Annotated in this window: 16 protein-coding genes; 1 reads left to right on the forward strand and 15 read right to left on the reverse strand. The window is 33.7% G+C overall.

Translation table 11 applies throughout. From position 1 onward, the window contains the following. Positions 1 to 38 precede the first annotated feature (38 nt). Positions 39 to 701 carry a Bax inhibitor-1/YccA family protein gene (locus INP94_RS09150; protein ID WP_005699490.1) on the reverse strand — a complete coding sequence of 221 codons (663 nt, stop codon included), beginning with the start codon at positions 699 to 701 and terminating at the stop codon, positions 39 to 41. Positions 702 to 874: 173 nt separating this feature from the next. Between INP94_RS09150 and INP94_RS09155 the strand changes: the two genes are divergently transcribed. Further along, complete coding sequence (locus tag INP94_RS09155) at positions 875 to 1,210, forward strand: hypothetical protein (RefSeq protein WP_197543414.1); 336 nt, start codon at positions 875 to 877, stop codon at positions 1,208 to 1,210. A gap of 785 nt (positions 1,211 to 1,995) precedes the next feature. Here INP94_RS09155 and INP94_RS09160 read toward each other — a convergent pair. From INP94_RS09160 to tssF, 14 genes are all read right to left on the reverse strand, one after another. Further along, complete coding sequence (locus INP94_RS09160; RefSeq protein WP_197543415.1) at positions 1,996 to 2,364, reverse strand: hypothetical protein; 369 nt, start codon at positions 2,362 to 2,364, stop codon at positions 1,996 to 1,998. A 66-nt stretch (positions 2,365 to 2,430) separates the two neighbouring features. Further along, on the reverse strand, positions 2,431 to 2,730 hold the full coding sequence (locus INP94_RS09165) for a DUF4176 domain-containing protein (RefSeq protein WP_197543416.1): 300 nt from the start codon (positions 2,728 to 2,730) through the stop codon (positions 2,431 to 2,433). Then, positions 2,727 to 3,047, reverse strand: coding sequence for a DUF4176 domain-containing protein (locus INP94_RS09170; RefSeq protein WP_197543417.1), 321 nt, complete (start codon positions 3,045 to 3,047; stop codon positions 2,727 to 2,729). The genes INP94_RS09165 and INP94_RS09170 overlap by 4 nt, the downstream gene beginning before the upstream one ends. A 39-nt stretch (positions 3,048 to 3,086) precedes the next feature. After that, on the reverse strand, positions 3,087 to 6,077 hold the full coding sequence (locus tag INP94_RS09175; RefSeq protein WP_197543418.1) for a type VI secretion system Vgr family protein: 2,991 nt from the start codon (positions 6,075 to 6,077) through the stop codon (positions 3,087 to 3,089). A 73-nt stretch (positions 6,078 to 6,150) separates the two neighbouring features. Beyond that, entirely contained in the window at positions 6,151 to 9,663 is a 3,513-nt protein-coding gene (gene tssM, locus INP94_RS09180; RefSeq protein WP_197543419.1) for a type VI secretion system membrane subunit TssM, read from the reverse strand. A gap of 17 nt (positions 9,664 to 9,680) precedes the next feature. Further along, on the reverse strand, positions 9,681 to 11,123 hold the full coding sequence (tssA, locus tag INP94_RS09185) for a type VI secretion system protein TssA (protein ID WP_197543420.1): 1,443 nt from the start codon (positions 11,121 to 11,123) through the stop codon (positions 9,681 to 9,683). A gap of 3 nt (positions 11,124 to 11,126) precedes the next feature. Then, positions 11,127 to 11,798: a type VI secretion system-associated protein VasI gene (vasI, locus tag INP94_RS09190; RefSeq protein WP_197543421.1), complete on the reverse strand. Its 672-nt coding sequence runs from the start codon at positions 11,796 to 11,798 to the stop codon at positions 11,127 to 11,129. Beyond that, positions 11,783 to 14,446 carry a type VI secretion system ATPase TssH gene (gene tssH, locus INP94_RS09195; protein WP_197543422.1) on the reverse strand — a complete coding sequence of 888 codons (2,664 nt, stop codon included), beginning with the start codon at positions 14,444 to 14,446 and terminating at the stop codon, positions 11,783 to 11,785. Before tssH ends, vasI begins: the two co-directional genes overlap by 16 nt. Positions 14,447 to 14,455: 9 nt before the next feature. Then, positions 14,456 to 15,202 carry a type IVB secretion system protein IcmH/DotU gene (gene icmH / locus INP94_RS09200; RefSeq protein WP_197543423.1) on the reverse strand — a complete coding sequence of 249 codons (747 nt, stop codon included), beginning with the start codon at positions 15,200 to 15,202 and terminating at the stop codon, positions 14,456 to 14,458. A gap of 1 nt (position 15,203) precedes the next feature. Beyond that, entirely contained in the window at positions 15,204 to 16,553 is a 1,350-nt protein-coding gene (gene tssK / locus INP94_RS09205) for a type VI secretion system baseplate subunit TssK (protein ID WP_197543424.1), read from the reverse strand. Positions 16,554 to 16,557: 4 nt separating this feature from the next. Further along, positions 16,558 to 17,112, reverse strand: coding sequence for a type VI secretion system lipoprotein TssJ (tssJ, locus tag INP94_RS09210; protein ID WP_197543425.1), 555 nt, complete (start codon positions 17,110 to 17,112; stop codon positions 16,558 to 16,560). Continuing rightward, complete coding sequence (gene tagH / locus INP94_RS09215) at positions 17,113 to 18,354, reverse strand: type VI secretion system-associated FHA domain protein TagH (protein WP_197543426.1); 1,242 nt, start codon at positions 18,352 to 18,354, stop codon at positions 17,113 to 17,115. A 2-nt stretch (positions 18,355 to 18,356) separates the two neighbouring features. Beyond that, positions 18,357 to 19,397, reverse strand: coding sequence for a type VI secretion system baseplate subunit TssG (tssG, locus tag INP94_RS09220; protein WP_197543427.1), 1,041 nt, complete (start codon positions 19,395 to 19,397; stop codon positions 18,357 to 18,359). Continuing rightward, positions 19,361 to 21,178, reverse strand: coding sequence for a type VI secretion system baseplate subunit TssF (gene tssF, locus INP94_RS09225; RefSeq protein WP_197543428.1), 1,818 nt, complete (start codon positions 21,176 to 21,178; stop codon positions 19,361 to 19,363). The genes tssG and tssF overlap by 37 nt, the downstream gene beginning before the upstream one ends. Between the last annotated feature and the right edge of the window lie 3 nt (positions 21,179 to 21,181).

Below are 21,181 nucleotides of genomic sequence, written 5' to 3' on the forward strand. Positions count from 1 at the left end.
ACGCCCCTAATCAGGAGCGTCTTTAAATTTAATACTGACTAATCATCGCTTGAGAAGATAGAAAGTAATCTTAATAAGCTGATGAATAAGTTGTAAATTGACACATAAATACTCACTGTTGCACGAATGTAGTTTGTTTCGCCACCGTGAATAATATTGCTGGTTTCATAAAGGATTGTCATTGTTGAGAACACCACAAACAATGCACTGATCCCTACCGCTAGTGCTGGAATTTGGAAGAAGAAGCTTGCCACAATCCCTAACAATAACACGATAAATAATGAGAAAATCGCGGTAGAAAGGAAAGACATGTCTTTCTTTGTTGTCAGCACGTAAGCTGAACATGCAAAGAAGACGATAGCAGTACCTGCGAAAGCAAGCATAATTAAATCTTCCATTCCTCTCGCCACATACATATTTAAAATTGGCCCAATAGTATAGCCCATAAACCCAGTGAACGCGAATGCAGCTAAGATCCCCCACGCACTATTTGCTAAACGGTTTGTGACAAAAAGTAAACCGTAAAAACCTACAAGTAACACGATAAGATTTGGATAAGGCAAGTTTAAGCTCATAGAGATATAAGCAACAACTGCCGAAAATGCCATCGTTAATCCCAATAAGAAATAGGTATTACGTAGCACTTTATGTGTGCTAAGTAGTGATTCTTCCTGTGAATTAACCACAATGCGAGATTGCATAAAAGCTCCTTATTTTACAAAGAATAAATTTGATGAAACATCACTTCGTAAAGTAAGGGCTACAGGTAAAAAAGTCAATGGTAAATCAAGAATTTATTTTGATGTTTAAATTTAGGAAGGTAAAAGTGCGGTTGATTTTGGTATGATGAATACACTAGCCAGGTTACAACCTCATGACTAAAAAATATATGTTGATAGAGTTACTGCATAAAAAGTTAATAGACTATCCTACAATCATTAATATAAATGATGAAATTTATTTTATTAATGAACTTAGAAAAGCCGATATAGATGACATAAGATCTAACATAGATAAGTTTATTTCTATATTAGAACAATTACAGATTTCGCATCAAGACAACGGTATATTTGAGGTGAACATTGAAAACATTCATATTTTCTTCAATTTTGTTTTTTGGATTAGAGAAATCCAAAATAAACTTGAACTAAGTTTAGATAAATATACTGATGGTTTTGACACTAACTTTGATGGAAGTATAAAAATCTAAACAATGATATAAGTCATTCTGCTACAAAATAACCTAGCGCTATTAATTATAGATAATAAGTCCTTTTACAAAAATCATGTATAATATAAAAATACTACCAGTAGTCCCCAAATAGACAAATCCTTTTGTAACATACTCCACATATACGCTTACACTCTTACTAACACCCAAAGAAGCAAATTTAACCATTAGGGGATAAAATAGCATTTGAAAAGTATGTATAAATAGAACAGATAACAAAAAACCTAATTCATAAGCATACTTATAATTACTTTTGAAAGATGGTGAGTTTAGGAGCAAATGAATTGCCATAAACAAAAGAACAAGCAATACACTAATAATTAGTTTCTTCTTATAAAGCAAAGTAATAAAAATGATTAAAACAAAACCTAATACGAAAAAAAACATTAAAATAATCCCATCCCTCTTTTCTCCTATCTACATCCAATATCACTATATTTCCATTTCAGATTAAGCTTTAGAGCAGTTTTTATCTTATCAAATCTTACAAAAAACAACTTAAGGTAGCCTAATAAAAGTACAGAGTTTACACTCTTACATCAAATTCATAGGAATATTTACCACTAGTGCCGAATTAAAAACAACTATACATCTGCATTACAAATTTCAATATAACTCTGTTTTTATCCCTTATATCAATATCATTTATAATAGTATTGGAAATGATAAAAGTGCGGTCTGTTTGCTCAAAGTGTTTTTTTTAAAAGATCCCAAATTTATGACCGCACTTCATTTTATTAAACTATTCCTATACATTTAATAGCTTAGTCGTTGATTATAATTTCCCAGCTAGAACTATCAAAGAGATCAATTTGACAAAAAAAGTCAATAAAATCATTCTCTATAATCCTCTTATATGAATTAACCCCTGGAGATGCAACAGCTAAAAACCTATCAACATCATCTAATGAATCAGCTAATTCTTGTAAATCACGCCATGAAATTAAATAACCATTATCTAAAGATAACACCATTTCCTCAAACGATGACATATCTAAGTTATTAGGGGCTGTCCCCACAGCACTAAACTCGTAAATATACCAATTCCAATTATTTTCAGGTACTTTTCTCAGCAATTCTTTAAGTTCGTATTTGTATTCACCAATCCACATACATCCTTGCATTCTCTTCACAGTATCACCTCTGAATATAATTTTTTGCAAGAAATATTATAATACGGCTATATAATCTATTAATCTTTAGAAGGTTAGCCTTGGATATTTATATTTACCTTGATTTTCCGAATACATTTTTTGATATTTCTCTTCTAATTCATCAATATATCCAGTAAATAAAATTTCTTTAATATGTTCATGGTTAAAATAATATAAAGAATCTCCCTCTACACCAACAGGGTAGACACAGGCTGCATAATCAGTATAACCAGTTATATTTTCCCTAATTAGAACCGGATTCCTAACTACTATCATTAATTTTGTTTCCTTTTTATCATAATCTTTATTTAATAAAACTATGCTTCCTAATGGTAAAACATTCATTTACTTTCCTTAAAATCTAATTTTTTTAGAACATTATTTTCAACAAAAGCTTGATAACGTAGTTGGTATTCTACTTCATCATTATCAACATAACCCTGAAAACAGATTTCTTCAATCTGTTCTGAATTAAAATAAAACTTTTGTCCATCTACAGCTCCTACAATATGAGGACAACCACAGTATTCAAAATACCCATTCTCTCCGTTCCATTTCCCTAAAACAACTCTATTAATGATAAGAATTTTATGATCTGAATCAGCTCCCCTCATTCGAATCACACTTCCAATAGGAAGTAATTTTTTAGGTGAATCAATCATAAATAACTCCTTTAACAAAAAACATATACAATATAAAAATTAAAATAAATCCTTAAATGCTTTCGCGTTAAATTGCACCTCACCTTCGGCACTTAATAATCCAGTTGGAAGTTTTATATTACCACCCAAACCTGCGGTTTCCTTATTACTATCGATGATTACTTTACTAGCGACTGATCCTGGTGAAACTCCAAACTCGGTTCCAAGTTTACCGCATACCATCATTACAGAATCCTCTGTTCCTAAACACCCAGAAACCTCGCCCGCTATAGCGGCAGCCTGTGCACTTGCTTTAAATTCATAACCATATTTACCATTTTCCCCCAGATATGCTGCAGAAATAAACTCCGCATCAGCGCTAAAAGTTTTAGCGGATCCTTTTATTTTTCCTATATCCCCTTTATACTCCCCTTCAAGAGAGGCTGCAACTGCCTCTGCTTTTAATCTAATTGAAGACTGATCAAATGAACCTTCTGCAGATACAGCACCAACTTTACTATTAATACTCCCATTTGGATGAGTCATTTGTAAATCCGTTAATGCCATACTACCCTTAGCCTTTGCACTTTCATTTTTCATATCAAGCGATGCGCTACCTTGCGCAGTCACTAACTTTGCGTCAGCAGCCATTACCCCTGAAGCGTGCTGAGAAACTAGACTTGCCTCACCACTTACCGAAGAAACTTCACTTTCTGACTCTTGCTTAGCAGTATCCTGATCCGATTTATCTTTATCACTATCGCTACCATCTACTGATATTCCATCATTCAATCCAATATAAGCAGACTCCATCAAAATATTATCATTTGACATAACAACTATCTGTTCTTTCGTCATGATAATTTTGCTACTGCCTGCCATAAATGTAATAGCACCATCTACCATGGTAATTGAAGTATCCTTTCCAACTTGTAACGATAATTGTGTTTTTGCATCAAATGCCACTACATTAGCATCTGCATAGCGTGTGCCACTTACAGTTTCAATTAAGTCTCCTGAATTCACACCTTTTACATCGTTACCTTTAGAGATAGTAACTGAACGTCCTTTACCTACAGTAGTTGATTCAGTCTCTTTGACATTAAGAGTTCGATTTTTACCAATTGTCGTAGAGTCATTCCCCGTCACATCTAAAGTACGGTTATTCCCCACCGAAGCAGTCTGGTCATTCAACACCTTCGTATTCATGTTCTTTTGAGCATGCAAATCAAGACGTTGATTGTTCGTTGCATCGTCCATCATCAAACCATTATAACCACCGCCTTTATAAGTCTGAGACATCAGGTTCATTTGTGTCTTCGCAGCTGGTAATGCATCAGGTGGCATATTCGTTGCATGGTAAGTTCGACCTGTCACTATCGGTTGGTCTGGGTCGCCTTCTAAAAAGTCTACAACGATTTCTTGACCTACACGAGGAATAGCTATCATCCCCCAGTTCTTACCTGCCCAAGGTTGAGTCACTCGTATCCAGCAAGAACTGTGGTCATTGTATTGGCCTTCTCTATCCCATAAAAATTGCAGTTTAATTCGACCAAATTTATCACAGTAAATCTCTTCATCTTTTGGACCGACCACTATCGCAATCTGTGGTCCCTCCACTCTAGGCTTCGTCAATTGCATTGGACGCCAACTTTGATGTCTTGGGATAAACTCAAATTCATTTTCTAGTGTCGTCGCTTTATCGCCACCTTCTTGCTCTAAAGCCTGCGGTTGGCTTCCACGATATACAATTCGGCTAATTTGCCATAAGGTATTTAAACTCGCATTTGGGTGGTTAGTAAGCTGTAATAAGCCACCTACACTCAGTTGAGCACTATTACTCTTTCCCCAACCTTGGTGTGCATCCGTTCTTAAACTTTCCAAACGATATTGGGTAAAAGCTTTACCTTGGTTTTCGTCTTTAAAACGACCTGGATAGTCATAATGCTCATAACCACTACGTTGATTATTCGCATCTCCCGCTTCCTTATTAAACTCCGCCGTCCAACTTGGGTTTTTAAAGGTATAGTCTTTTAACTTCACTTCCGACGGACGCACTCGTTCACTTCGGTTAAATGCCGTCACCACCGTTTCTTGTAATTGTGCTTTTTTATTGAGGTTATAAGGAAGAGATACCGCATTACCATTATTTAAGGTTTGGGCATCATCACTGAATATCAGTTTGGTTTGACCACCATCTTGTTCAAAATAATAAGTTAACCCTTCTTCTGCACTTAAACGTTGTAAGAATGCTAAATCGGTTTCTCGGTATTGAACACAAAACTCTCGTGGGGGATGTTCGTGTCTTAAATCAAAACGATATTGCGTCACCCCATTTTCAGTGAGTAAGCTTTGTAAAATATCAATAGGCGACTCATTTTGGAAGATTCGTGAGTTACGTCTTAAGCCTAAACGCCATAACTCTGGATTGATTTCCATTCGGTAGAAGGTTTGTCTAAAACCGCTATCTCCCTGTTCAAAAGAAGATACCATCCCACTTACACTACGTAATAACTCACCATTACGCCAAATGCTTAATGTTGCTTGGTTATCTAAAACATCACTAAAATTAACCGCACTTTGTGGGCTACTTAATAATAAGTTGATTTCAAATGGAGTACTGTAAGCTTCTCGATATTCAAAACTGACAACTTTGAAGGTATTGGGTGGTAAATTGCCTGCTTGTAAGGTAAATTGTAAACCGCTTGGGCTTTTGTTTAGGAAGGAGGATATTGCATCAAGTCCTCCTCCAAGACTACTTGGTAAGGATGTAGCTAAACTAGATGCTGAAGACGATGACAATCCTTTGTCTGACTCAACAATTCCGGGAGATGATATGGCTTGTTGATGCGCACTGGTTTTTAATGTTTGTATTTTTTTTAAGCCAGCTTCACCTAAAGATTTGGCTTTCTCAATTTGAGAAAGCCTTTTTTGTATTTTTTCCGTTTTTTGAACAACCTTATTGGCTCCAGTTAGCTCCCCCAACGAACTGACTTGCTGACTCAAATCGGCCGCACTTGTTAAGGTTTTATCTAGTATTGATTTAGTCATTGTTTATCCCGTATTTTATAGTAATAAGATGGCCGTTTGGCCATCTTATAATTATTCATATTTTTACGATTTATTAGTACAATGTTTCTTGTAACTTAAATCTACGGAACATATCCGATGAGAATGGGTTATCCGATGAATCGACATAGACTCGATAGGTTGCATAGCCACCATCTACATCATATCGAATATCAAATGCACCATCTTTATTACTGATAATTTTACCCGAATTGAATAATTTAATTTGAGCCCAAGGACCACGGAAAGAAATACTACGCGGTGATGTATTCACTTTATTTGGAACCAACGTTAGTTTACTTTCCACTGCAACATTCATAGAGTTAGGCCAAACCACATTTACTCGTTTTTTATTACCATGTGTAAAATCAATGATTTGTCCATCTAAATTAAGTACACTTCGTCTCTTATTGGCAGCTAAACTAACTGGCTCAACAATATATTGCGCTCCTAATCCATTTTCACTGCTAAAGAAAGTATCTCTAATTCGTTGAGCTAACTCAAATTGCTCTATTACATCTTCTCTTAAGAATGATTTACCTTCCTCTGAATCATCCATGATGTCATTATCAATGAAAGCACTTAAATATTTATTATAGAATCCATCTATAATTCCATCTGGAGCAAAGAATCGATCAAAATCACTAATTGCTACTTCTTGTGATGCAGATGGAGCAAATGGATAACGCCCTTCAATCGTCGCTTTATATGGTTTCACAACTTTATTATTCCATTCAACTTCTAAAGCAATAACTGCAGATTTTAACACTGCTTTCCATGCATTATCCGCAATCTGTTCTAACCAACGACCTAACGGCTCAGGAACCGTTTTGGCTAACTGCTGTAATTCAATAATCGGATCTGTTGATTGTTGATCAAATCTCATTTGCACAGCTCTCAGTGCAGCTTTTCCTTTTTCTGGAGAGTTCTGTATTGCAAGCAGATAGCGATGTAAATTAGATAAAGAAGGGTATACATTTTGTAATATACTGTCTCTTCCATCATCTTGAGTTAAAATATTTTTCTCATTAACAAAGTTATTTGATATTTGATTTCTTAACACAAACTCTGGTGAAGCTAACAATGATTCTAATGCTTTGCCTTCAACCCCGTTTGGAGCTGATGCAGGAGAAGTATTAGTATTTACCGTAGCAATCGCTCTCTTCATACTTTGCGAGCTTCCTGTTATTCGTTCAATTGCTTTAACTGCCTGTGGAATATCCTCAAACCGTTTAATATCTAAGTTATCTAAAGCATTATTCCATGTTGCAATATACTCATTGACGTATTGCTCTGATACCCTATTAGAAATTTCCTGGCGATCAGCATCACTATACTCAATATTAGATGATAAATTTAATACCCAACTATCAATGGCAGTTAATTTAATTAATTGAGAATCTCGTTTTACAAAATAATTAGTCAAGCCTTCCGTTGTAAAGAAACGAGGAATTCTCAATAATTCAGTATCAATTGCGCTAAATAAATCATCATAACCTGAACCAATTTCTTCACGATAATCTAAATCTGTAGGATAGACGCTTTTCGCATTACTTTTTAAATTTTGATACACACGCTCATAAATAGAAAGATTACTCAATTCTTTCTGGGCATTACGAATTGATAAGTCATAAGGTTTAAAGGCTTCTATCATTTCTTGATTGCCCTGCTTACGTCCTGCATACCAATCGGTATTCTTTAGTGCGTAATCTAAATGAGAAAGTAAATTTGCTTGGAGCTGACTCTGACCTCTAAATACATTGCTCCAATATTTACGCATAAAATCCTCAACGACTTGATCAGAACGACCACTCTTATCATCAAGCATTCTCATAACACGTAAGATTTCTAGTTTTTCATTACTATTTTCTGGTGCATTATCTAATTCACGTTGTAATCCATTCATAATTGCAGGTAAAAAGCGGAACTGCAATAACTTCCAATAAGTAGAAGAAATATAAGGTCCCATTTTATTTCCCTGATATAAGCCCATATCAGTAAATATAGTAGAATTATCTTTATAATCACCATATTTCAAGACAGCATCACGTACAGGATTTAATAGCGGCAATTGCTTATCTCCAAAGTAGTCCTTTTCAGTCGAAATGGGTACATTTTTAAATGCTTTTATTTGCTCTAATACAGCAACCCCTGCGTCGTGATTTTGTTTGTAATAATACTGCCAGCCAAATAATATCCCTATAGCAGCAAGCCCACCTAAGATTAGTGAAACTTTAAATGTTTTTTCATATGAAACTTTCCAAGCTCTACTTTCTGAAGCAATATTCGGATAACTAAACAGCACATTTTCAAATAGTTCTTTACAAAAATAAGAATAAGAAACTTTATTTGACCACGTTGAATAAGTCTGTTGTCCAAGATTAAATTGCTCTGACGATGACTGAACAAATAAATCATCAATACGTCCACTTTGTAAGGCTGATGTAAAATATATCCCTTTAGGGAAATAGCTTGATTTACCTATCGTTGCCAATAAATTTGTTAATAATTTAGACACATCTTCATAAGCACCATTAACCTGACGAATAAAGCTAAAAACATTACCTCTTTGCTCTGATTGGATACTTAAAAGCATATCAGGCATAGCACTATTCATTTGTTGACACCAATTATCCCAAAATGTAGATAATTCATCTTGCCAATGTTCTCCTTTCCCTGAGAATGTTGTACCTAAAATTGCTTCTCTTTGCTCTTTTGTTAATTTGTCATACATAACTTGGAAGCCAGATAATCTATCTAGCTTAGTCATCACAACATATATAGGTAACTCACTATTTACTTTATTAAAAATATCTTGAAGACGCTGTTGTAGCGTTTCTACATATGCATCTCTTTTTTCTTTGCTAGAAGTTAATAACTCATAAAAATCTACAGCCAAAATGATCCCGTTAAGGGGTTGTCTTTTGCGTTGCTCAACGATCCAATCAAGCAAATTATTCCACAGTTTTGAATACAACTTAGGTTTATGTTCGACTTCCAACACTTGAGAAATAAGATTGCTGTTTGGAGAAATAATAACCGCATCTCCATTAGTAAAAATAGAAAACTCAACTTGGGAAGTTGACTCTTCATCAGTCTCATAAAGCTCAACAAAATCAGCTCCCTTTGTTAACAAACTAGTATTACCGCTCTCATCAGCCCCCAAAGAGATATACCATGGTAGTGCATAATGGTACTCTGGTACCTCTAAATATCGTTTGAAACGAACAACCCAACGATCTAGATAACGACGCTGAGCATCGATATCCTCTTGGACTGGGGAATGTTGATTTTTTTTATCTTCTTGTTGTCGTTTTTCTAGTTGATTTAAACGCTTACTCATTCGCCAAGCAATCCAAGAAATTGCAATGATAATCATCACAGCGGTTACAAGCCAACGACGAGTTAAAGTTTCCAATGGTTTGTAATTATCAATAGAATAATCTGCCCCTTGCCACCAAATCCAAACAAGAATAGCAATCCATAAAATAATCAGTAAAATTGGACCTGATAGTTTCAATCTTGATAATAATGGTCTAAATGTTTGAAAAAATAACGGTAATTTCATTATCCATACCTTCCATATTAAGCATTTTTCTCTTGCTTATCATGCAAAAGAGTAAATAGTGATGGCTCCCAATCTTTCACCATTATTGGCGAAATTGCTTGCTCTAAAATAAAATATTGCTGTTTAGCTAAATTATGTAAACCTTCTTTTTCTAGTAACTCAATACTAGATAATTGGGCATATATTTGTGAACGAAGATCTGTATAAGATTGATTATTCATAAATTTCAACGTATTTAAAATACCCTGTTTTTGATAATAATCTCCAATCTGCTCATTTAACTGAATATCACTCACTAATAGTTGATCAACTTCATTTTTATCATGCAGCCATGAAGAACATTCATCAGAAATAAATGGCGTTCCATCATTAAATTTTAATTGTTTTAATTCAGGTAAACGATCTATAAACGATAACACTGATTCTTTAATTGCTTTTGCCACCTGTGGGCACTCCATTCTCTCTGCAACCTTAGCTGACAAGCAGTGTCCTTCAATCCAATACGGTGCAAGAGTTAAACTATATTCAATCTCTTTCCACACATCACAACTCAATGCTTTCTCAATTAAAACTTTATAATCATTAACTCTATCTTGAGAAACTGCAGCCAGTTGAGTTCGATCATTTTCTGCTAATGGTGCAACTGTAATTTGGCTCCAAATAGCAAAACGTCTTAATTGATAACCAATCGGATTAGAAAAGTCCCTTTCAATGAGATAATCAGCTACTTTAAGCAGTGTATTTTTCCAAGCTCGATCATTACTTGCATCAATAGATACCGGTTCAACGATTGATTTTCTTACTTCTTTTTCACTCGAAATCATTCCTAAATCTAAGTCAGAACTACTATGCTTAGATTCGATTATTGGTTTTTTGCCTGAATTTGATTCTTTAACCTCAGGAGCACCACTTACAGTATCATTTTGATGAACTTGCTTATCTGTAAAAGCATAACGCAGTAGAAGTTGTTCAAGTTCCGCCTTAAGTTTCGCATTATCTTTCCAATATTCTATTAAACGCTCAAACTGTTGTTTTGCCTGCTCTTTCTCTAAACGCGAAGAATCTTGGCTAAAGTAAGATGCCATATTTTCAAAGCGTTTCAGAATTTGTTGTGTTAGTCTTTCTTTTCTTATTTTCTGCGATGGCGGTGATGTTTCCCAGTAATGTTCCACATAATCAGCAAATGATACTAAACCGATGAGTAACTCAGTCACTTTCCCAGAATGCTGCAACGTTCTTAGAAAATGAGCAAGTATACGAAGATCCTTACTCTTCGTGGATAATAGGCGCGCGGCTAAATGTCGAAGGTGAGAAATATTTAAAGTTTGATGCTCTAGAGAGCCCAACTTAACCATGTCTCCATCAAGCTCAAGCCATTCTAGATCTTCATCAATATCAACCTCTGATTGAATAGGAGAAAGAATTTGTTCTTTCCAAGGATTATCAATTAATACTTCCATAAATTACCAATGACATGCAGTTTTTAGTGGTTTAATTTCATTTTCAAGATCTTCAATCTTGAAAACTAATTCATTAATTGCTGGAACATCAGAATTAAATCTTAGAGTTGATGATTTAAATAAACGCTGAATTTCACTGATTCCTTCAAGTCCTCTACTTGCTTCTAATAAAAAGCCATTCTCACGGAAAAACCAATGAGTTTTAAAACTTGTTTTATTGGTGATTACATCTAAATAGACATCCCTTTCATTAATTGGAGATGGCATTGCTATTTGTAAACGCGTAATATTATCAACACAACTAATCATTAATACTGGACGAGGACTCTTATGTCCTAAGGACGGTGTTGTAATCACTACGGTTGGATTATCTTCCGATTCCGTAATTTTTGTTAAAAAATTTAAAGAGTCTGTAGTTCGAGTTTTTTCTTGTTCAATAGCTCTATTCCATGCTTTGCCTCCTTGAACTGATCTAATTTGAGAAAATACTCTATTATCTCCCCAAGCTTTATCATAGCAGTCAAGTCTCTCTAATTCAGATTTCAGAGATCTACACTGTTCCATTTTAAGTAAAATATCACTTGATTGGTCTTGTTTTTTTAGATCCGCATAAGAAATATTAGAAAAAGCAGTCAAGAATAAAGGTATTGATAATATATTTAAGCTAAATCGCATTCATTTTCCCCAACTTTCGCTACAAACTTATTATCTTTAATCATAAACTGAATTTTTTTAATCTCTTCATTCTGTGACATTTTTTGTAATAGCAATAACGAGACAGGTGGCAACATTTGTCCATCAATAATAGATTCTAATATTCGTGCACCATTCTCAGCTCTTGTTGCACGATTAAGAATTTCTTCCTTAACTTGCTCATCAATAATAATTTTGGCTTCAAAACGTCTTTCTAATAAATTAGATAGTTTTGCTAACTTACCATCAATAATGATTTTTAAAACCTCTCTAGGTAACGGAAGATAAGGTATTACTTCCATTCTCGCTAATAGTGCAGGTTTAAAGAACTCTGATAATTCAGGGTAAAGTTCATCATTTATTTTTTCAGGAACATCTGCATTATCGACTATGGTTTGATAACCTAAATTTGATGTTAAAAAGAATACAATGTTTTTACAATCAATTATTCGCCCCTCTCCATCAGCCAGTTCACCTTTATCAAAAGCTTGATAAAATAAATTAAGTACATCAGGATGGGCTTTCTCAACTTCATCAAGTAATACAACAGAATATGGTTTTCGTCTAATTGCCTCTGTTAACACGCCCCCCTCTCCATATCCTACATACCCAGGAGGAGAACCAATTAAACGAGAAACTGTATGTTTTTCTTGAAATTCAGACATATTGATTGTTGTTAAATATTGTTTTCCACCAAATAATAAATCTGCAATTTGAATAACAGTTTCCGTCTTACCCACACCGCTGGGCCCGACAAGTAAAAAGGCTCCTAAAGGACGTCCTGTACGTCTTAAATCAGCTCTAGCTGTCAACAAATGTTTATGAAGATGTTTTATTGCTAATTCTTGTCCTTTAATTTCCTTCGTCAAATAGCTTGGCAATTCTGTAATTACGTTAAGTTCATTTTGAGATAATTTATCTAGAGGAACGCCTGTCCACTCAGCAATAACTGTTGCAATTTGTTTTTGAGTCACATGAGGAGAAACTAAAACTTGTGTCTTCTGTAATCTCTCTAATTCTCTACTCAAACTTGTAAGTTTAGCAATTTGTTTATTTTCTTCACTTGATAATGAATTATTCTTATCCTCTTTATTAATCTCTGAATTAGATGAGGCTTTTTCTAATAAAGAGCGACGTAATTCAACAATTTGTCTAACAATTTCTTGCTGTTTCAGCCAATCTTTTCTTAATTTAGTTTCAGTCTTATCAATTTTCTTAAGCTCTTTTTTTAGCTCAGACAAGCGATCTTTATTCTGACTAAGGCCTAATAATAATTCTCTATCAAGTAGAGCTACCTCCATCTCTATCTTATGTCTATTATTTGACAATTCAGATATTAACTTAGGAGGTGAAGTTAAATTAATTGAAACTCTAGCACAAGCTGTATCTAATACATCGATAGCTTTATCCGGTAATTGACGTCCACTAAGGTATCTCTCGCTCAGCTCAACCACAGAAATTAATGCATCCTCTTCAATTAAAACCTTATGAGCCTCTTCATAAGTTGCTCTTAATCCCCTCATAATCACAATTGCATCATTAACTGAAGGCGGTTCGAGTTTAACCAATTGAAAACGTCTGGAAAGTGCTGCATCTTTTTCAAAATATTTTTTATATTCACTCCATGTCGTTGCTGCAATAGTCTTTAGCTCCCCTCTTGCTAAAGCTGGTTTTAATAAGTTAGAAACATCTAATCCACCTGATTGATTACCTGCTCCAATAAGAGTATGCGCTTCATCAATAAAAAGAATAATTGGTTTAATTGACTCATTAACCTCTTTCATTATTCCTTTAAAACGTTTTTCAAATTCACCTTTTACAGCGGCTCCAGCTTGCAATGCACCGAGGTCCAAATTCATCAATTCGGTATTCAACATACTTTCAGGTACATTTTCAGATACAATTCTCAAGGCAAGACCTTCGATTAAGGCACTTTTACCGACACCCGCTTCTCCAACAACAATTGGATTATTTTTACGTCTACGAGATAATATATCTATCATTAGATCAATCTCTTTGTCTCGACATAAAACTGGGTCAATTTTTCCCTGTCTCGCTAACTCTGTTACATTTTGTGCATACATAGCTAACAAACTATCAGACTTAGTACCTACACGACTAGACTCTTTGCTATAAGTCGTATTTTCTGTTTCGGCAGAGTTTATTAATTTAGCAACAAAATCTTGTTTTAATAGTTCTCGATTAATCGAAATTAAAATTTTTGCAGCCTGATTAGGAAGATATCGATATACAGAGCCCAATAAAACATAAAGAATAATACCACTTCTTAGTGTATTTAAATTGAATTCTGTTGAAGCAGTCAACCAACTATCTTGAAGCAATTCAACAAGTAAAGGAGAAAAAACCGGATAGTTTTGTTGCACATCTAATAGTCTCGTTTGTTCTGAATTTTCTTTTAATAACGTTTTCAGCTCATCTACATCTATTGATGCTTCAGATAATATAATTCGAATATCATTCAGAGGAGAAGATAAAAAGCTAAGCAATAAATTAGGTACCGTAATCTCAGCATACTGCTCATTCATACACGTAGCTGCACACTCCTCTAAAATTTGCTTTGATATTGGATTTAACTTACTAACTAAAACAGGTAATTCAATTCTGATCATATATTACTCTTAACCTAATAGGCTATTTAATTGGTCTAAAATACTTTGACTTTGGCGTCCCAAAACAAATGAATATATAAAATAAATAAATGCCAAAACAATAAAGCCCATAAAGAAAATTTTCTTTAATGATTTTTTATTGAGCAATTTGTAGAAGTGTTTATTAGTGTCATGCTCTTGATAAATCACAATATTACTACTATTGTAGTTTCTCACGTTTAAAATTGCATCGTGCAATTTTTTGTATATTAGTTCAAACTCTTCGGAGTTTTGAGTTTCAATCTTATAACGACCTCTAAACCCTAAACTAAAACATATATAAATAAACTCTAATAAATCAATATAACGTTTAGGCTCTGCCAATAATTTATCTAACAAAATATAAACTTTTTCTCCCCCCCAAGTTTCATTATGAAAATAGGTTAAAAGAGATTGTTGGAACCAAGTGCTCTTAGTTCCCCATCCATGGCTTAAGGCAACTTCATCAATAAACGTACACAATACATAGCGAAAAGAAACGATCATTCCTGACTCATAATTCCTTCCCTTTAATAATTGTTCAATAGATTGGATATCCTTTACAACTTGTTGATATAAATTTTCTGGCATAGCTTGATCAGTAATATGCTTCAATCTCATAACCATTCCCAATAATGGTGTTGCCGCATCAACAATAGGGTTTATACTGTTTCCTCTTAATGATAGATGATAAGAAGGCAATGAATCATCCTGAAAATGTTCTAATACTTCACTCATACTAACCTCTAATAGCCCATAACTGCATATCTAATTCAGGGAAATCACCTGCCACATGAAATGCGATTGAGTGACTACGCTGTACATCAAGCCAATCATCACACCCTGTATCCAGATGGAAATAAGTATATCCTGCGTGATATGGTAATTGTCTTGGCGCAGAGACGAGTGGTTTCAATTCAATCCCTGGCAATTGAACACTAACTAACTGTCTAATTTTATCTGGTGTCGTAATTTTAATTTGATGAATAAATTGTTTACGCAAAATTTCCTCAGGAACCCTAGCCGATACAGCCAGAATAAACTCTGCTTTATACAATAAATCTTGATCATTAATAACCGCACTTTTAACACCATAAGGATGAGATTCAAGTTGGATTGAAACTGCTTTTGGTGTTAAAACTGTACTTAATGCAATTCGAAGTTGTTTAAATAATCTTTGAAAACATAAAGTGAGATCAAAATGATCGTATCTGAGAAAATCTTTTGCTAATCTTGAGGCATCTGTAAATGTCATTAATTCTCCACACAGTTGAATTAATAATCTATACATATACTCCGGATGAATATGAGGATGAATGTTTAAATGTTTATAAAATGGATACTCTCGATTTAATAATTGCAACATTAAAAACTCAGCCACATCCGCAATTCCTTGCTGAGAAGGAGAACCAAGACGAGATGATAAAGTCTCTGCTCTCTGCTCTAATGTACTAGACAACTCAGTAACAAACCCTCTAAGTTCACTTGAAGCAGTAATATCCATACATGTAGGAATAAACTTCTCATCTAACACCAAGCGACCATCGGGCAACTTTTCTTTAATTCTGGCCATATGTAAACAAGTATACGCACTTCTATCCTCGTGTCCCTGAAGTAATTTAGGAGATAAATGTGCTAGAAAAACATCTGTATTACTACCATTGAATGTATGAATATCTTTAATATCTTGTATATTTTCACTATATCGCGCTGCAACGTCATACTCAGTTTGATTGTCAGTTTTCACTTCTGAAAAAACCATACTAGCATTAGGAAGCGCCAAATAAATATCATATGCACCCAAATTATCTAAGTTTTGAACATCTAATGCTGATGGCAACAAATCCTGATGAGGTAATTCGAAGTATGTTCCATCTGGAAAAACGCCCGTTGCTGATAGCAAAGAAATTTTCCCAAGATTTAACATCTCTTGATTTAACTCTAGCTTTTGAAAACCGAAATTATAAGTATTATTAAACTTGGTTAACTGATTTCCAATTAAATAATCAATATGACGTTGTTGCTGTTGAAAGTGCTGCGGCTGAATAAACAACCCTTCCTTCCAAAGAACTCTATTTTGATTTCGCATATAATTACTCTTCGTCTTTTCTTACATCAACTTCTTTATCTTTCAGATGAACTAATACACTATATTTATGCCCAACACCACTAAGTTTAACAACTTTTTTCCATTCTGTTTCACCTGAATCAGCATAATATGCAACTACGCCTAGATAATTATTATTTTTATCTAATTTAATTGGTGGTACAGCCTTAAATTGAGAGGGCAACAAAGTATAATCCTGATGATCGATATAATTTTTACCTAGCACCTCTTTAATATCTTCTGTGCTCAGTTGCTCATAATAAGCAGATAACAATCTAGAATCCTCGCTTAAATACACAACTTTGACTTCAATTGGTGACGGTTGATTAGTTTCGTTACGATTAATATCTGGTTCAGCTAATAAAGTTAAGTTTAATGTTGATGGCTGATCTAAAGGTCCCCCAACTGGAATAGTAGGATCTTTAATAATTTGTCCCATCTTAGATAGCGCCATTCCTGTATTTCCACAGGCTGTTGTTGATGCAATAACAATTCCTAGGACTAAACATTTTAATGGTGAAAAGCGATTTACTAATAGCATTTATTGGTTTCCTTCTGTTTGTTTATCACGTAATGCTTTATCGTAAGCTTGAGAGTAAACCTCCCAAAATAATTTCTCAAAACCATATTGGCGTTTTGAGGTTAATTCTTCATAATAATTTTTATACATATCCCAAGCCCAGGCATTATTTGAGGGCTTAACTTCATTACTACGGCGATAATTTTCAAAGCGTTTCAATAAAACATCTGGCGAAAAAGCATCTAAAATTGCTTTTAAAGCACTAATGATTGCAATTCTATTTGCCTCATTATGAATCAGCAAATTATGAAGGCTTTCCCGAACCGCAGCAGGTGCAGCGAGGTGCACAGGACTTTTTTGGTCTCCAAATAAAACATCAATAGTAGACTCATAGTCCAAATTTAAACGAAGAGGATTATCCTCAATTGGTCTAAGATGCTTATCTGATAAGCTACTTTGTTCTTTTTGTAATGCCAAGAGACCTTCTATAGTAGCCTTTAATGTTTTACCTACCTCCTGTAAAAAATCATGTGTTTCTTGAGTGTCAACTAACTCAATTTTTGTATCCATCTCTCTCATCAAGGGGGATATAGTGACATATGCATTTTCTGAAAACGGTGATAATTTTTTTTCCTCATTTTCAATCATAGGTAAATCAATATAGGATTGATTCATGTTTGAACTCCCACGTGAAGTAATATTTCTTTTATTTGATGGAATAAAATTCTCATCATCAACAGAAGTAATTAGTTTATTTGAATCTGGCTGTAATGCACGCAAAGGGTCATGAATAATAGAATCATCAATATTTTTAGTTTCTACACTCAAATCAAGCCCCCCTTTTTTAACCCTTAAAATATCGTCTAAATGATCTTGATTTCCTGTAACGATATCCTCTAGTGATTTTGAATAATTACCACTCGTTATAGCTGATTTTTCAGCCACGACAGTAAACACCTTAAGTGAACCAAATTTAATTTGATCCTCATTTGCAAGCTTAATAAAACCAGACTTAGGTGTAAAAGACGCGCCATTAATAAGCAATGGTTTATTGATTACTTGTAAACAATAGCTACCATCTCTCCACTCTATGTGCGCCTGATTGATAGGAATATTTTTCTTTATATCTTGAATAACCCAATGATTATTGGCTCCAGAACCAATGCTCCCACCGTCTTGATTAAAACAATATTCTCTAGAAAAACCACTCTCAAGTTCCAATACATTCTTTATTGTTAATAATAAAACTAATTCTTTACTCATCATCACTCCCTTACACTGAGCTTTATATTTGGATTATTTTCAGGTTTTCCTAAAAAACTAATCCAGCCCAACATTGCATTTTTTTCATCTCCTAGCTTTATACCAGTAACCTGTTTAGGTTTCATTTTTAATCTTAAATCCCAAGCAAATTGATCCTTTAAGATAAAAGAGACAAAATTAGATAAAATTTTATAATTAGAGCCATTAGGTAAAAAGGACAAAAATTGCTTCCTAGATAAGTTGTTTAATTGTAATTCAAATTTACCCGAACGATCTTGTATTCTTGAACCTAATGTGAAGTTTTCCCCTAAACAACTTCTACCCTTTAATCCAATCCCATTTATCCTAGACATTATACCTAGACGATTCTGCTGATCTTGTGGTATATCAACATATCTAAAAACCCATTCATCTAAAGAAACATCTTTAATTTCAAAACATTGAGATACTAGTCTACAAATAACATCTCTTGAACGACTAGAGTTTACTAGTGCTCCTAAATTAGCTAATAGTTTGCTAGCATCAATACCCAAAAATTCTCGAGTTTGTTTATGGTCAAGTCCAACTAATGAAAATAATTTATTAGAAAAAGAATCTGTGGCTCCATCTTTAAAATTAATATAATAACGATACTTTCTCCATATATGATGAAGAAAAAATATTAACCTATGATTAAACAAATTAATGAAATCAATTAATTTAGTTTCTTTATGTAAGTATTCTGCAGCTAAATTTTCTAAGTAATATGTAGGTAAAGGCGATTGAGTTCCTTGTAAACCAAGAAAACTGACCTCTAATGTATATTTTCCTTTTTCACCAACAGATACATCGATAATATCTCTTGTTGGAAAGCCTAGTCCTGCATACGATGTAAATCGAATAATTTCTTTATCTGGTTGGATATTTAATGTATCACATATATCAACATTTTCTAGCTTATGTAATATTTCTACCAATTGAAAAAAATTATATTTACGTAATACTATTTTATTTAATTCATCCATCTCTACATTAGGCTTTTCTGTCCTAGCTGAATAGGCCATTCAAAAACCTCCTGTGTTTCAATATTAACAATTTTTAATTTATGGAATGAATTAACACTTGAATAAAGAGAGAAAAAGTTAGAAAGAACACTTCCTAATAAAAATAATTCTCCCTCAGATTCAAAACCAGATTGGCTAACATATAAAGTTGACTGTAACCCTCTGATGGAAACACCTTTAAATAATCGATCTAAGGGTCTGGTTTCAATAGATTTTATTGCATCTAGCTTTTTTTGTGATATACGAGAATGTCTATGGCTATGCCAAGCTGGTAAATCATAAGTTTTTAGAATTTCTCTTAACGTATCAATATTTAATATAGATAAATAATTTAATGAAGAACTAGAAATAAGTTTCCACGTAAGTGTCCCATCCATAATAGGATGTAATGGTAAAGAGGGTCGAGTAATATTACTAAAGGTAAATGAAGACGGAGCATATCTTCCCCCAATACAAATATCACCTACCTTTAAAGAAGTTGGTAAATCACGATTTGTACACACCATATTAATAGATACACATTCGTTAGTATCAAGAATTAACTCTTCATCTCCTCTTACAAATGATATGTAATAATCAAATCCTGGAGAAAATAATGATGTCTTTGTCTTAGTTTTATAATAAAGAACAGTACGCCCTTTATGATATTCAAATTGATGTTGAAAACTCTCAAAAGGAACATAAATCCTTTCATTGCTATTAATTTTTCCTCTTTTATTTGATTGATTTTGAACAAAACTAGCAACCTTATTAATTGCAAAGGTCTCATACCATTCTGGATGCTGATGACTGCCTTTAATTAAATATTCGGATTTAGAGCCATCCAACACTATATTTTCGCTATCATGTTCAAATAAATTTATAGCTGGAACACAATGTAAACGTAACGCTGATTTTCGAACCTTTATATCAGATGGAAGAGGACGTGAAAAAGAAAAACGTAAACTGAATTCATTACATAGCTGGTCAGAAGATAACTTATTAAAACCTACAATATCTAAAAAAGAAAAACTATCTGGATAGCAAAAATATTCATAAAGTACCCTATATGCTAAACTTGAATTAGGGGAATATGGCAAAACCGATTCTTCTTGCTTAAATCCTACCGGTGAAAAACCTACAGTTGGAAGCTGATAAGATTTATCACCAACAACAAGTTCAACCCCATCCAAATAATTATTTAACCACAAATATAATTGTTGATTCGTATAGTTATCTGCACCTAAGAAAAATTGTAATTTATTTAAATCTAATTCATTAACAGATAATTCATGATCTAATCTAAAATCAATGGAAATCACCGATTTATTATCAGTATTAAATAACTCAATATCTGAAATAGAAAATGGATTAAGCCATAAATCTCTGCAAGTTTGAAATGTGCATTGAAGAGCACCTTCATCAATTATATTGCTATGCTCATCCACATAAGAAGTTTCTATTGGTTTACTAAACAAATACATCCCTTTAGAAATTAACTCTTGCGACTTTGCAACATCTTCATTAGGATTAAACTCAATAATTGTCATGCTGGGAGTTGGGCGCAAATAATCTGGCCACAGCATATCAATCATACTATGAGTAAATTCAGGAAACTCATCTTCTATTTTGGCCTTTAAAGTTCCTGTTAAAAAAGCAAAACCTTCTAGTAAACGTTCTACGTCTGGATCAGAACTTTTTTCTGATAAAAAGTTAGAGATATGCGGTTTTTCAATGGAAATTTGTTTTCCTAATTCCCTTAAATAATCCAGCTCATCTCTAAAATATTTTTCTAAACTCATATA

Source organism: Haemophilus parainfluenzae, assembly GCF_014931395.1.
Lineage (GTDB): Bacteria > Pseudomonadota > Gammaproteobacteria > Enterobacterales > Pasteurellaceae > Haemophilus_D.

Coding starts and splice junctions, on each gene's coding strand:
- INP94_RS09150 (WP_005699490.1), bottom strand. CDS start 701: ATGCAATCTCGCATTGTGGTTAATTCACAGGAAGAATCACTACTTAGC.
- INP94_RS09155 (WP_197543414.1), top strand. CDS start 875: ATGACTAAAAAATATATGTTGATAGAGTTACTGCATAAAAAGTTAATA.
- INP94_RS09165 (WP_197543416.1), bottom strand. CDS start 2,730: ATGAATGTTTTACCATTAGGAAGCATAGTTTTATTAAATAAAGATTAT.
- INP94_RS09170 (WP_197543417.1), bottom strand. CDS start 3,047: ATGATTGATTCACCTAAAAAATTACTTCCTATTGGAAGTGTGATTCGA.
- INP94_RS09175 (WP_197543418.1), bottom strand. CDS start 6,077: ATGACTAAATCAATACTAGATAAAACCTTAACAAGTGCGGCCGATTTG.
- tssM (WP_197543419.1), bottom strand. CDS start 9,663: ATGAAATTACCGTTATTTTTTCAAACATTTAGACCATTATTATCAAGA.
- tssA (WP_197543420.1), bottom strand. CDS start 11,123: ATGGAAGTATTAATTGATAATCCTTGGAAAGAACAAATTCTTTCTCCT.
- vasI (WP_197543421.1), bottom strand. CDS start 11,798: ATGCGATTTAGCTTAAATATATTATCAATACCTTTATTCTTGACTGCT.
- tssH (WP_197543422.1), bottom strand. CDS start 14,446: ATGATCAGAATTGAATTACCTGTTTTAGTTAGTAAGTTAAATCCAATA.
- icmH (WP_197543423.1), bottom strand. CDS start 15,202: ATGAGTGAAGTATTAGAACATTTTCAGGATGATTCATTGCCTTCTTAT.
- tssK (WP_197543424.1), bottom strand. CDS start 16,553: ATGCGAAATCAAAATAGAGTTCTTTGGAAGGAAGGGTTGTTTATTCAG.
- tssJ (WP_197543425.1), bottom strand. CDS start 17,112: ATGCTATTAGTAAATCGCTTTTCACCATTAAAATGTTTAGTCCTAGGA.
- tagH (WP_197543426.1), bottom strand. CDS start 18,354: ATGAGTAAAGAATTAGTTTTATTATTAACAATAAAGAATGTATTGGAA.
- tssG (WP_197543427.1), bottom strand. CDS start 19,397: ATGGCCTATTCAGCTAGGACAGAAAAGCCTAATGTAGAGATGGATGAA.
- tssF (WP_197543428.1), bottom strand. CDS start 21,178: ATGAGTTTAGAAAAATATTTTAGAGATGAGCTGGATTATTTAAGGGAA.